The 12,718-nt window shown below is 70.1% G+C and carries 11 protein-coding genes and 1 tRNA gene; 5 read left to right on the forward strand and 7 right to left on the reverse strand.

Features of this window, described 5'->3' with window-relative positions; translation table 11 throughout:
- Positions 1 to 393: 393 nt before the first annotated feature.
- A tRNA-Tyr gene (locus tag AC3ANS_RS20385) sits at positions 394 to 475 on the reverse strand.
- A gap of 118 nt (positions 476 to 593) precedes the next feature.
- Here AC3ANS_RS20385 and AC3ANS_RS20390 point away from each other — a divergent pair.
- Entirely contained in the window at positions 594 to 1,085 is a 492-nt protein-coding gene (locus tag AC3ANS_RS20390; protein WP_488293400.1) for a YajQ family cyclic di-GMP-binding protein, read from the forward strand.
- Here the strand turns inward: AC3ANS_RS20390 and AC3ANS_RS20395 are convergent.
- The gene (locus tag AC3ANS_RS20395; protein WP_488293401.1) at positions 1,069 to 2,616 is read right to left on the reverse strand and encodes a choice-of-anchor Q domain-containing protein; all 1,548 of its coding nucleotides are present in this window, start codon (positions 2,614 to 2,616) and stop codon (positions 1,069 to 1,071) included. The two genes, AC3ANS_RS20390 and AC3ANS_RS20395, sit on opposite strands and share 17 nt — an antisense overlap.
- 205 nt (positions 2,617 to 2,821) lie before the next feature.
- On the opposite strand from AC3ANS_RS20395, the gene AC3ANS_RS20400 reads away from it, so the two are divergent.
- On the forward strand, positions 2,822 to 3,901 hold the full coding sequence (locus tag AC3ANS_RS20400) for a hypothetical protein (RefSeq protein WP_488293402.1): 1,080 nt from the start codon (positions 2,822 to 2,824) through the stop codon (positions 3,899 to 3,901).
- A 29-nt stretch (positions 3,902 to 3,930) separates the two neighbouring features.
- Here AC3ANS_RS20400 and AC3ANS_RS20405 read toward each other — a convergent pair whose 3' ends face one another.
- The 4 genes from AC3ANS_RS20405 to AC3ANS_RS20420 are packed head-to-tail and all read right to left on the reverse strand — an operon-like array spanning position 3,931 to position 7,646.
- Positions 3,931 to 4,920 carry a sulfate/molybdate ABC transporter ATP-binding protein gene (locus tag AC3ANS_RS20405; RefSeq protein WP_488293403.1) on the reverse strand — a complete coding sequence of 330 codons (990 nt, stop codon included), beginning with the start codon at positions 4,918 to 4,920 and terminating at the stop codon, positions 3,931 to 3,933.
- Entirely contained in the window at positions 4,917 to 5,750 is an 834-nt protein-coding gene (locus tag AC3ANS_RS20410) for a sulfate ABC transporter permease (protein WP_488293404.1), read from the reverse strand. Before AC3ANS_RS20410 ends, AC3ANS_RS20405 begins: the two co-directional genes overlap by 4 nt.
- Positions 5,743 to 6,606: a sulfate ABC transporter permease subunit CysT gene (gene cysT, locus AC3ANS_RS20415; RefSeq protein WP_488293405.1), complete on the reverse strand. Its 864-nt coding sequence runs from the start codon at positions 6,604 to 6,606 to the stop codon at positions 5,743 to 5,745. Before cysT ends, AC3ANS_RS20410 begins: the two co-directional genes overlap by 8 nt.
- On the reverse strand, positions 6,606 to 7,646 hold the full coding sequence (locus AC3ANS_RS20420) for a sulfate ABC transporter substrate-binding protein (RefSeq protein WP_488293406.1): 1,041 nt from the start codon (positions 7,644 to 7,646) through the stop codon (positions 6,606 to 6,608). The genes cysT and AC3ANS_RS20420 overlap by 1 nt, the downstream gene beginning before the upstream one ends.
- A gap of 327 nt (positions 7,647 to 7,973) precedes the next feature.
- Here AC3ANS_RS20420 and AC3ANS_RS20425 point away from each other — a divergent pair, with 327 nt between their 5' ends.
- On the forward strand, positions 7,974 to 9,929 hold the full coding sequence (locus AC3ANS_RS20425; protein ID WP_488296537.1) for a 2-oxoacid:acceptor oxidoreductase subunit alpha: 1,956 nt from the start codon (positions 7,974 to 7,976) through the stop codon (positions 9,927 to 9,929).
- Positions 9,926 to 11,035: a 2-oxoacid:ferredoxin oxidoreductase subunit beta gene (locus tag AC3ANS_RS20430; protein WP_488293407.1), complete on the forward strand. Its 1,110-nt coding sequence runs from the start codon at positions 9,926 to 9,928 to the stop codon at positions 11,033 to 11,035. Before AC3ANS_RS20425 ends, AC3ANS_RS20430 begins: the two co-directional genes overlap by 4 nt.
- 168 nt (positions 11,036 to 11,203) lie before the next feature.
- Here AC3ANS_RS20430 and AC3ANS_RS20435 read toward each other — a convergent pair whose 3' ends face one another.
- Positions 11,204 to 11,659: a hypothetical protein gene (locus AC3ANS_RS20435; protein WP_488293408.1), complete on the reverse strand. Its 456-nt coding sequence runs from the start codon at positions 11,657 to 11,659 to the stop codon at positions 11,204 to 11,206.
- A 110-nt stretch (positions 11,660 to 11,769) separates the two neighbouring features.
- Here AC3ANS_RS20435 and rarD point away from each other — a divergent pair, with 110 nt between their 5' ends.
- Positions 11,770 to 12,681: an EamA family transporter RarD gene (gene rarD, locus AC3ANS_RS20440; RefSeq protein WP_488293409.1), complete on the forward strand. Its 912-nt coding sequence runs from the start codon at positions 11,770 to 11,772 to the stop codon at positions 12,679 to 12,681.
- Positions 12,682 to 12,718: the final 37 nt, after the last annotated feature.

Here is a 12,718-nt window from a genome sequence, read left to right on the forward strand (position 1 = left end):
TCTCTGCTGTGCCGCCGCGAGCCTGCGGAGCGACGGGGAGTGATCTAGGTCATGTGGCGAGCGCCACAGGCAGAAGATATGTACTCATATATATGTCAGTCAATGAAATCTGAAAATCACATACGATTTCATCTGCGATCGCGCCTTGGCGTCGCGGGCGGGCGCGGTCCGGGCGCGGTCCGGCGCGGTCCGGGCGCGTCGCAGCCGGCGAGCGTCCTGGGACCACACCTCCGGAGGGCCAGAGGGGGAAACTGTGGAGGTCGGCCCATCACCCCACGAGCGCCGATCGCCGGCGGGCCCGGCGCCATCGCGAGCCACCGGCCCCACGAGATGGTCGGAGCGCAGACGGCGAGGGCCCCGCACAGCGTGCTGTGCGGGGCCCTCGGTCCCATGTGGCAGGTGAAGGATTCGAACCTTCGAAGGCAAAGCCGACGGATTTACAGTCCGCTCCCATTGGCCGCTCGGGCAACCTGCCGGGCTGCTGCGCCGCGCCGTTTGGCCCGGCGGCAACTTGGCGAAACAATAGCGCAGCCGTCACGGCAGACGAAAACCCCAGCGCCCCCTCACGGGGACCGCAGACGTCAGGAGTGCACATGGCCGACTCGTCGTTCGACATCGTGAGCAAGATCGACCGCCAGGAGGTCGACAACGCCCTCGGGCAGGCCGCCCGCGAGATCGCGACGCGGTTCGACTTCAAGGGCACCGGCGCCACCATCGAGTGGCAGGGCGAGCACGCGATCGAGATCTCCGCGTCGGCCGACGACCGGGCCTCCGCCGTTCTCGACGTGTTCAAGGACAAGCTGATCAAGCGCCAGCAGAGCCTGAAGATCCTCGACGCCTCGGAGCCCCGCGCGTCGGGTCAGCAGTCCAAGATCTCCATCACGCTCAAGGAGGGCATCACCTCCGAGGACGCCAAGAAGATCTCCAAGCTGATCCGCGACGAGGGCCCCAAGGGCGTCAAGGCGCAGATCCAGGGCGACGAGCTGCGGGTGTCGTCGAAGAAGCGTGACGACCTGCAGGCCGTCCAGGCCCTGGTCAAGCAGCAGGACTACGACTTCGCGGTGCAGTTCACCAACTACCGCTGACCCTCGGGGAGGGCCAGCGCTCGTCGGCGCCGATGTCGATGCGGGAGCCCTGCACGCGGGGCTGTCCGTCGATGTCGGTCCGCCCGACCCACGGAGGGCTCACCGGCAGCGCGGCGTCGACCGCGGGCGACCCGGCGCGCAGGTGCAGGTCGTCTCGAGCCGGGCGCCGCAGCCGCGGGTCGGCGAACAGGCTGTGGCCGTCCTGGCCCGTCGCGGACCGGTAGGCCTGCCACCCCGTGTAGGTGACCCCGAGGAGCCCGAACGTCGCCCGGCCCGGCCCACCCGGGGCGAAGAAGAGGTTGCCGTCGAGGGTCGGCGCGGTGCTCGAGCCGTCCTCGCGCGCTCGCGCGACGGTGCCGATCACCGCGGGCTCCGCGGCGCGTACGACGTTGCCCTGGAACACCGTGCGCGTGGTGCGGTACTGCACCAGGATCTCGGGCGAGCCGTCCGCGAACCGGTTGTTGGCGTAGAGCGTGTTGTGCAGGAACCGGTTGTCGAACGCGCGGCCGGTCAGGACGCCGCCGCAGTCCTCGCCACCGTCGCAGTAGCCACCGGTCGCGATCCCGACATACCCGCTGCGGGCGATGGCGTTGTCGGCGACCACCACGTGATCGGCGCTGCCCCGGCCGTTCTCGGCCGCGACCTCGATCCCGATGTCGTTGCCGATGACCTGGTTGCGCAGGACCCGGATGCCGGTGCCGCCGTCGATGTAGATGCCGTCGGCGCAGTCGCACCAGGCACCGTCCTCGTAGTAGGCGGGGTTGCCGCGCGAGACGATGTCGCGGACGACGTTGTCGGCGATGAGACCGTGCCGCGCCCTGTTGGCGCGGGTGTAGCGCGCCGGCCCGCTCAGCGTGGGCTCGAAGCCGATCGCGTCGATCCCGATGTTGTTGTCGTCGTGGATGTTGTTGCGCACGATCCGCCAGTGGTCGACGTTGCCGTTCACCACGACCGACTCGCTGGCGCCCAGGACCAGGTGGTCGACCTCGTTGCCCGCGATCGACAGGTCGGTGATCGGGTGCCGCGCCCGGTCGCCGTACACCGCGATGCCGTGGGCGTCGATGTCGAAGCTGCCGAGGGTGCCGTTGTCGTTGCCCAGGTGGTGGACGTGGTTGCCGACCAGCGAGACGTGGTCGGAGGCACCGTGCACGTAGATGCCGATCGGCATGGCCTCCGTCGAGGTCGTCCGGTAGCCACGGATGTCGAGACCGCGCACCACGATCCGTGAGCTGTCGACGACCGTGACCATCGCCGAGCGACCCGACGGCGGCGTGAGCGGCGCGCCGTCGAGGACGACGTGCTCGTGGCCGAGGGGCCGCACCGTGATGCCGTGGACGCCGTCGAGCGTGATGCGCTGGGCATAGGTGCCACCGCGCAGGAGCACGGTCCCGGGCCCGGCGAGGCTCGCGACGGCCTCGTCCACCGACGCCAGCGGGTCCGCACGGGTGCCGGCCGCTCCCGCGTGCCCGGTCGGGCTGACGAACACCCGGTGCCCGTCCGGTCCCGGTGCGCCCGCCGCGCTCGCGTCCACCGCCGCAACTCCTGCGAGGCCGGCCGCCGTCAACGACGCCACCACGGCCAACGCACCCGCCACCCTCTTCGCGCCACGCGATGTCATGAGCCGGACGATTCCACCATGAACCGCGCAGGTCAATCATTATCGCTCACTTGATTGCGCGAACGCGCACGGCGACGCCGGCTGGCCACCCGGCTCCGGGGCCTGCGATCCTCGACGAATGACGCGGATCGCCGCACGCCTCGCCGCCTCCCTGGCTCTCCTGGCGCTGGTGGCGACCGGATGCTCCGACGAGCGCACGGCGCCCCGGGCCGACGTGACCGACCCGACGACCGCGAGCGCGAGCTCCACGGCGCCCGCACCGAGCCCGCCGCAACCGTTCGCGGCCGCCCAAGCCGACGTACCGTCCGGCTACACCCGGGCCCGGTGCTCCGACCTCCGGGGCAAGGAGAACAGCGGCCTGGCCGTCAGCCTGGCGGTGCCGGTCGGCTACCAGGCGGTGAGCCGGGACGACACCAGCTGCGGCTTCGCCGCCGGCTCCGGACGCGAGTTCTACGTCTCGTTCGGAGGCGGACCGTCGCTGCGCACCGAGAAGGAGCGCGACGTCGACCCCTTCGTCGACACCGGCGGGGACGACTCCGTCAGCGACGTCCGGTACGCCGCCGACGTCCCGGTCTTCGGCACCCACCGCGGCGAGCTGCTGGCCTACTACTGCTTCTGCGACGGCCAGGACCTCGACGAGCGGACCGTCCAGGGGCGCGGCGTGCGCCTGACCTGGACCACCCGGCACGACCACAGCAGCCACCCCTCGGCGTACCGCACGGTGACCGCCAGCATGGCTCTCGTGCGCAGCGACACCAGCACCTGCCGCTCGCGCGGGCGGACCCTGGTGTTCCGCCCGCCCCGGCAGACCGAGTCGATCGACTTCGGGGGTGGCGACTGCCACCTCTACCTCCGGCCGGGCCGCGCCTCCCTGCTGCGGTACGCCGAGATCGCCGCCGGTCCGGCACGGTCCCTCACCGAGCTGGCCGCCCGGCTGCGGACTCGGACCTCGGTGAGTGCCGTCCAGTGGGAGCCAGGTGCGGCGATGCTCGCGGGGCACCCGGCCGACCGGCTGACCTGGACGATCACCCGCACCCAGCCCACGCAGGACTACCAGCCGGCCGGGACCTGGCGCGCGGTCGCCCTGGGCGTCGAGGGTCCAGGCACCGACCGGCTGCGAGTCACCTGGTCGGCGACCCCGCGGCAGTGGCGCACCGAGCAGAAGGACGCCGCGGCGTTCTTCCGCTCGGTGCGCTGATCCCCCTCGCCGAGCCCCAGCGCCTCCCGTCAGACCGCCTGGGCGGCCTGGGCTGCCATCGACGGGACCACGGTGGCCCCCGAGGCGGGCGTGACCCAGACCCGGGCGCCGGCCTCGAGGCCGAGCTGGCGCGCGTGGGTGCGGGTGAGCACCACCGTCACGTCGTCGCCGTCGTCGGTGAGCACCGTCGCCCGCACCTCGAACCCGACGCGCAGCAGCCGGGAGATCGTCCCCTCCGCGGCGCCGGAGAGCTGCGGCGTGAGCGAGAGGTGGACGTCGTGGGGGCGCAGCATCACGCCGTTGAGCTTGGTGATGTCACCGAGGAAGCCCATCACGAAGTCGTTCGCCGGCTCGTCGTAGAGCTGGTCGGGTGTGCCGACCTGCTCCACCCGGCCCTCGTTGATCACCACGATCTCGTCGGCGACCTCCATGGCCTCCTCCTGGTCGTGGGTGACGAAGACCGTCGTCACGTGGACCTCGTCGTGCAGCCGCCGCAGCCACTCGCGCAGCTCCTTGCGGACCTTCGCGTCGAGAGCGCCGAACGGCTCGTCGAGCAGCAGGACCGACGGCTCGACCGCCAGGGCCCGGGCCAACGCCATCCGCTGCCGCTGGCCCCCGGAGAGCTGGGAGGGCAACCGGTGCGCGAACTGCGAGAGGTGCACCAGGCCGAGGAGCTCGTCGACCTTGGCGGCGATCTCGGGCTTGGGCCGGTGCCGGATCTCGAGGCCGAACGCGACGTTCTTCGCGACCGTCATGTGCTTGAACACGGCGTAGTGCTGGAAGACGAAGCCCACGTTGCGCTTCTGCGGAGGCAGCTTGGTGGCGTCGACCCCCTCGATGCTGATCGAGCCCTCGTCCGCGGCGTCGAGGCCCGCGATGATCCGCAGCAGGGTCGACTTCCCCCCACCCGACGGGCCGAGGAGCGCGGTCAGCTGACCGGTGGGCAGGGACACGTTCACGTCGTCGAGGGCGACGAAGTCGCCGAAGCGCTTGCTCACCCCACGTACTTCGATGCTCATCTGTGGTTCTCCTTCGGACGCAGCAGGGCGACGACGACGAGGCACAGCACGGCCGCGAAGACGAGCATGAAGGCCACGGAGTAGGCCGTCTCCTGCTGGAAGTTCTGGTACTTCTGCTGGACGAGGACGGTGGCGACCTGGGTCTCCCCGCCGACGTTGCCGGCGACCACCTTGATCGCGCCGAACTCGCCGAGCGCACGCGCGAGGCTCAGCACGACGCCGTACACGACCGCCCACCTGATGCTCGGCAGGGTGATCCGCAGGAACGTCTGACGCGCGTTCGCCCCGAGGCTGCGCGCCGCCTGCTCCTGGTCGTCGCCCATCTCCTCGAGCACCGGCACGACCTCGCGGACCACCAGCGGCAGGATCACGAAGCAGGTCGCCAGGATCATGCCCGGCTTGGCGAACACGACCTGGAGTCCCTGGTCCTCCAGCCACGGTCCGAACCAGCCGAACCGGCCGTTGTAGACCAGGACGAGCGCGAGGCCGACCACCACCGGCGAGACCGAGAGCGGCAGGTCGATGAGCACCGAGAGCGCGCGCCGGCCCGGGAACCGGTAGCGGACCAGGAGCAGCGAGATCCCCACACCGAACACGGTGTTGATCACGACCGCCCACACCGCGACCTGGGCGGTGAGCGTCAGCGCGTGCACGACGTCGGGGTCGGCCAGCGCGTCGGAGATGCCCTGGAACCCGTTCGCGAAGGTGTGGCGGACGACGTACGCCGTCGGCCAGGCCACGAGCATGAACAGATAGCCCACGACCACCACGCGCAGGGCCCACTTCACGACCGGGGCGCCGTTGCCCACGGCCGTGCTCGTGCTAGCCACGACGCGCCACCCGTCGCTGGATGATGTCGAGGACGACGATCGCGAACAGCGCGACCGCGAGCATGATGGTCGCCACGGCGGCGGCCGCCTCGGTGTTCCCGCCCTCGAGGAACGAGAACAGCCGGACGGACACGACCTCCGTGCGGTTCGCCAGGTTGCCGCTGATCAGCACGAGAGCGCCGTACTCACTGATGCCGCGTGCGAACGACAGCGCCGCGCCGGCGAAGATCGCCGGCACCAGGGCGGGCAGGATGACCCGCCGGAACGTGGTGAACCGGCTCGCGCCGAGTGCGGCGGCAGCGTCCTCGACGTCGGTGTCCAGCTCCTCGAGCACCGGTTGGACGGTGCGAACGACGAACGGGAGCGTGACGAACGCGATCGCGAGCAGGACCGACCAGCGGGTGCCGTTGACCTCGACGCCGATCGGGCTCTGCGGACCGTAGAGCGAGAGCAGCACGAGGCCGGCCACGATCGTCGGCATCGCGAAGGGCACGTCGATCACGAGGTCGAGGATCGCCTTGCCGGGGAAGCGGTCGCGGACCATCACCCAGGCGATCGCGGTGCCCATGACCATGTTCAGCGCGGTGATGCCGAGCGAGGACAGCACGGTGAGCTGGAGCGCCGAGCGCGTCTGCTCGTTGGTGAGCACGTGCTCGAACGTGGACCAGCCGCCGCCGGCGGCCTTCACCACGACGGCGGAGAGGGGGATCAGGACCAGCAGGCTGAACCAGATCATGGACACGCCGAGCCCGAGACCCGAGCCCGGGGTCAGCGCAGCACCCGATGTGCGGGCGGCCGAAACCGGCCGGCGCTTGAGCGCCGGCCGGCTCTCGACCGAGGCGGTCGTGGTGGCCACTACTGACCCGCTTCGTCCTGGATCTTGGTGAGGATGCCCATCGACGCACCGTCGGTGCCGTCACCGAAGAACTTGTCGTTGGCCTGGTCCCAGCCGCCGAAGTCATCGTCGATGGTGAGCAGCTTCTTCGGCGCGGGGAACGGGTCGGCGGGGTCGTTCGCGCCCTTGACCTCGAGGCCGGAGATGTCGACCAGCGGGCGGTAGCCCGTCTCGGCGTAGAGCTTCTGGCCCTCCGCGGACTTCTGGAAGTCCATGAACGCCGAGGCCGCGTCGGAGGCGTCCTTGGTGAGGGCGCACGGGTTCTGGATCAGGAGCGTCGAGTCGGGGACGACGTAGTCGAAGTCCTGCCCGCTCTGGCGGGCCAGGATCGCCTCGTTCTCGTAGGACAGCAGCACGTCACCGGTGCCACTGGTGAAGGCCGTGGTCGCGTCGCGACCGCTGTCGGGCAGCGCGGCGACGTTCGCGAAGAACTTCGTCATGTAGTCCTCAGCAGCGGTCTCGTCACCGCCGTCGGCGAGCACGGAGCCGTACGCCGCGAGCAGGTTCCACTTGGCCGAGCCCGACGAAGCAGGGTTGGGGGTGACGATGCCGATCCCGGGCTGGACGAGGTCGTCCCAGCTGTCGATGCCCTTGGGGTTGCCCTTCGGGACGACCATCACGACGACCGACTGCGTGCAGATGCCCTGGGTGTCGTTGTCCTTCCAGTCGTCCGCGACGATGCCCTCGTCGACCAGGCGCTTGACATCGGGCTCCAGCGAGAGGTGGACCTCGTCGGCGTCCTGACCGGCGACGACGGCGCGGCTCTGGTCGCCGGAGGCGCCGTACGAGCCCTTGATCTCCACACCCTTGCCGGCGTCGGTGTCGTTGAACGCGGAGATGACCTCGGAGTTCGCCTGCTCGAGCACGGAGTACCCGACGACGTTGATCTCACCGCCGCCACTGCCACTTCCGGAGCCGGAGTCGGAGTCGCTGCCGCAACCCGTCAAGGCCAGCACCCCGGCAGCCGCGAGGGCCGCCGCAACCTTGATCGTCTTGTTCATCGCCTTCTCTTTCTCGTCACGCCCGAGAGGAACGTTTGTAAGTAATAACAAGCAGAGTAGTCGACTTACCCGAGTTGATGCGAATTGTGGTCCAGATGAACGGTCGTGTCGCGACTCACAGGCCCGGTTCGCGTCCAGGAGCAGAGACGAATTCGGGCCCGCGGAGGGCCGGACTATCGTGGGAAGCCGTGCCGACGTGCCCAGTGCCAAACTGGAACGTGTTCCAGTTTTGAGCGTGTCGCGAGTACGATCGACGGGGGCCGGAGAGCCGGCCTCTCGGGCACGCAGGCGTGACGCAACGACGGGAAGTGGGCGCGAGCCGTGTCTATGCAGCAGGGCAAGCAAGTCAAGCAGCTCGACCGGGTGATCATCCGGTTCGCGGGCGACTCCGGTGACGGCATGCAGCTCACCGGCGACCGGTTCACCCAGGAGTCCGCGGTCTTCGGCAACGACCTCGTGACCCTGCCGAACTTCCCCGCGGAGATCCGCGCACCCCAGGGCACCCTGCCCGGGGTGTCGTCGTTCCAAGTCCACTTCGCCGACCACGACATCCTCACCGCGGGCGACGCCCCCGACGTCCTGGTCGCGATGAACCCGGCCGCGCTCCGGGCCAACCTCGGCGACCTGCCCCCGGGCGCCACGATCATCGTCGACACCCACGACTTCACCGCGCGCAACCTGGCCAAGGCAGGCTACGACGCCAACCCGCTCGCCACCCTGGGCGACGCGAACGACCCGCTCGGCGCGTTCAACGTGCAGACCGTGGACCTGACCGGCATGACCGTCGAGGCGGTCAAGGAGTTCGGGCTCTCCCGCAAGGACGCTGCCCGCGCCAAGAACATGTTCGCCCTCGGCCTGCTCTCCTGGCTCTACGGCCGGCCGACCGAGTCGACGATCGCGTTCCTCGAGAAGCGCTTCGCCAAGGTCGCCGACATCCGCGACGCCAACATCACGGCGTTCAAGGCCGGGTGGAACTACGGCGAGACCACCGAGACGTTCGTCGTCCAGTACGAGATCAAGCCGGCGCCGATGGCGCCAGGCACCTACCGCAACATCACCGGCAACCTGGCGCTCGCCTACGGCCTGATTGCGGGCGGGGTGCAGTCCGGTCTTCCGGTCTTCCTCGGGTCCTACCCGATCACGCCGGCCTCCGACATCCTCCACGAGCTCTCCAAGCACAAGTCGTTCGGCGTGACCACGTTCCAGGCCGAGGACGAGATCGCCGGTGTCGGCGCCGCCATCGGTGCCTCGTTCGCGGGCGCCCTCGGCGTCACCACCACCTCGGGCCCGGGCATCGCGCTGAAGTCCGAGGCGATCGGCCTGGCCGTGATGACCGAGCTCCCACTCCTCGTGGTCGACGTGCAGCGCGGCGGGCCCTCCACCGGCCTGCCGACCAAGACCGAGCAGGCCGATCTGCTGCAGGCGATGTTCGGCCGCAACGGTGAGGCGCCGGTGCCGATCGTGGCCCCGCAGTCACCGGGCGACTGCTTCGACGCCGCCCTGGAGGCGGCCCGGATCGCCATCACCTACCGCACCCCGGTGATGCTCCTCTCCGACGGCTACCTCGCCAACGGCTCCGAGCCGTGGCGCATCCCCGAGCTCGCTGACCTGCCGACGATCGACCCCGCGTTCGCGACCGAGCTCAACCACCGCCCCGAGAACGGCGACAGCGGTGACGACGCCGAGTTCTGGCCCTACCTGCGCGACGAGACGACGCTCGCCCGTCCGTGGGCCGTCCCGGGAACCCCTGGCCTGGAGCACCGCATCGGTGGCCTCGAGAAGGCCGACGGGCACGGCAACATCTCCTACGACCCGGCCAACCACGACTTCATGGTGCGCACCCGGCAGGCGAAGGTCGACCGCATCGCGGAGTCCCTGCCACCCCTGGTCGTCGACGACCCGTCCGGCCAGGCGCGGGTGCTGGTGATCGGCTGGGGCTCGACGTACGGCCCGATCGGTGCCGGCGTACGCCGCGTCCGCAAGGCCGGCTACCACGTCGCCCAGGTGCACCTGCGGCACCTCAACCCGTTCCCGAAGGACCTCGGCGAGATCCTGGCCCGCTACGACAAGGTGCTGGTCCCCGAGATGAACCTCGGCCAGCTCTCCATGCTGCTGCGCGCGAAGTACCTCGTCGACGCGATCGGCTACAACCACGTCCGCGGTCTGCCGCTGAAGGCAGCCGAGGTCGCCGAGGCGATCGGCGAGCTGATCGCCTCGGCCGAGGGCATCCCCGTCGACCTGAGCGTCGAACCCACCGCGACCACGGAGAAGGCGCTGTCATGACCACCGACCTGAACTTCCCGGGCCTGCGCTCGGGTGTCGAGCTCGTCCCCGGCGCCGAGCACCCCCAGACGGGCAAGGACTTCACCTCCGACCAGGAGGTCCGCTGGTGCCCCGGTTGCGGTGACTACGCCGTGCTCAAGGCGGTCCAGGGCTTCCTCCCCGACCTGGGTCTGCGTCGCGAGAACATCGTGTTCGTCTCCGGCATCGGCTGCTCCTCGCGGTTCCCCTACTACCTCGACACCTACGGCATGCACTCGATCCACGGCCGGGCGCCGTCGATCGCGACCGGCATCGCCACCGCCCGCGAGGACCTGTCGGTCTGGGTGGTCACCGGCGACGGCGACGCGCTCTCGATCGGTGGCAACCACCTGATCCACGCCCTGCGCCGCAACGTGAACATGACGATCCTGCTGTTCAACAACCGCATCTACGGGCTGACCAAGGGCCAGTACTCCCCCACCTCCGAGACGGGCAAGATCACCAAGTCCACACCGATGGGCTCGCTCGACCACCCGTTCAACCCGGTCTCGCTCGCACTGGGCGCGGAGGGTTCGTTCGTGGCCCGCACGATCGACTCCGACCGCAAGCACCTCACCTCGGTGCTGTCCGCGGCGGCCGCGCACCGCGGCACGTCGTTCGTGGAGATCTACCAGAACTGCCCGATCTTCAACGACGGGGCGTTCGACGCGATCAAGAACAACGACACCAAGGCCGACGCGATCATCCCGCTCGTCCACGGTGAGCCGATCCGCTTCGGCGCCCCGGACGACTCGGGCGCCGGCACCAAGGGGCTGGTCCGCGACGCCGACTCCGGCGGGGTCAAGGTCGTGGAGATCGGTGACGGCCCCGGCCAGGTGGCGGCCGACGCCATCCTCGTGCACGACGCGCACCGGTCCGACCCGAGCACGGCGTTCGCGATCTCGCGCCTCACCGACTCCGGCTACCTCAACCAGTCACCGATCGGCATCTTCCGGCAGGTGGAGCGCCCGACGTACGACGACCAGGCCCGCGGCCAGGTCGCCGACGCTCGCGCTGCCGCCCCCGGCGACCGGTCCGAGCGCCTGGCCGCCCTCATCGGTGGTGGCGACACCTGGACGGTCGTCTAGCGGAGACGCGTCAGCGGATCCGCTGATGGTGGTCGAGCGAGCCGCGCGGCTGAGGGACGAAGCCGCGACCGGCGTGTCGAGACCGAATCAGCTCAGGGGACACCTCTCCCGGACAGCACGAAGGGTCCGACCCGGGAGCAGGACCCTTCGGGTGTTGCCCGGTAGGACTCAGAAGCGCGTCGTGTAGGTCTTGTACACGTGCGTCCAGGAGGTCGCGTACCCGCCGTACGCCTTGACGTAACCCCGCCAGTACCAGTTGCCGTGCCGCGGCGCGAAGATCCGCACGCTCCACTTGTTCTTCGGACCCCGCGTGGGGACCGCCTTGAACTTCTTCCACTTGCAGGAGGCCTTGGCGCAGACCTTCTTCTGCACGATTACCGGCCCGTGGCCGGGGTCGACCCGGCCGTGGAAGATGAGCTTGCCGCGGGTCTTGCTGATCTGGTCGTGCAGGTTGCGGGCCGGGTTGGCGGTGCCGCGGGCACCGGCCACCGGGTCCGGTGTGCGTGCGGCCGCCACCTCAGTCGGCGCGGGTTGGGCATCTGCCGGTGCGGCGAGCAGCGGTGCCGCGAGGCCTGCGAGGCTCAGCGCGATCGAGGCGGCCAGGGCGGTCAGGCTGGAACGCATCCGTGGGGTCTCCCTCCGAGACGTGGTGGGCCTCGTGCCGGCCCCGTGCGGTGACCCTGCCCGGCGCTCCCTGCGGCCAAACACGACTGAGGCGCTCTTATGCTGTGCGGGTGCCGGATCCGCGTCGTGGGCTGCTGTTCGGGTTCGCGGCCTACGCGATGTGGGGGGCGTTCCCGCTCTACTGGCCACTGCTCGAGCCTGCCGGTGCGGCCGAGATCCTGGCGCACCGGGTGCTGTGGTCGTGCCTGACCATGGGGCTGCTGCTGGTGCTGCTGCGTCGTACGCCGCACCTGGCCGCGATCGTGCGCGACCGCCGGGTGCGGCTGCTGCTGACGATCGGGGCGGCCGTGATCAGCGTCAACTGGGTGACCTACATCTGGGGGGTCAACAACGACCGGGTGGTGGAGACGTCGCTCGGCTACTTCATCAACCCCCTGGTGACCGTCCTGATGGGCGTGCTGATCCTCCACGAGCGCCTGCGGCCCCTGCAGTGGATGGCGCTCGGGCTCGCCTGCGGCGCGGTGGTCGTGCTGGCGGTCGACTACGGGCACCTGCCCTGGGTGGCGTTGGTCCTGGCGTTCTCGTTCGGCAGCTACGGGCTGTGCAAGAAGACCGCGAACGTCGGGGCCACCGAGAGCATCGCGTACGAGACCGCGGTGATCGCGCCGTTCGCCGCCGGCTACCTGGCTTGGCTCGGGCTCACCGGGGGCTCCAGCTTCGCCAGCCACGGCGCGGGGCACGCGCTGCTGTTCACGACCACCGGCGTCGTCACCGCGGTGCCGCTGATCTGCTTCGGCGCGGCCGCGACCCGGGTCTCGATGGTGACGCTGGGGCTGCTGCAGTACCTCGCCCCGATCCTGCAGTTCGCCCTCGGCGTGCTGTGGTTCCACGAGGACATGCCCGCCGGCCGCTGGGTCGGCTTCGTGCTCGTCTGGATCGCGCTGGCGATCTTCACCGTCGAGGCCGTCAACCACCGCAGGCTCCAGCTCCGCCTCACCGTCGAAGCCACCACGGCGAGCTAGCAGCGACGCCCGAGGGACGAGGGCGGCGCGTGGGCTG

It is taken from the genome of Nocardia sp. 149-1B (assembly GCF_057747975.1).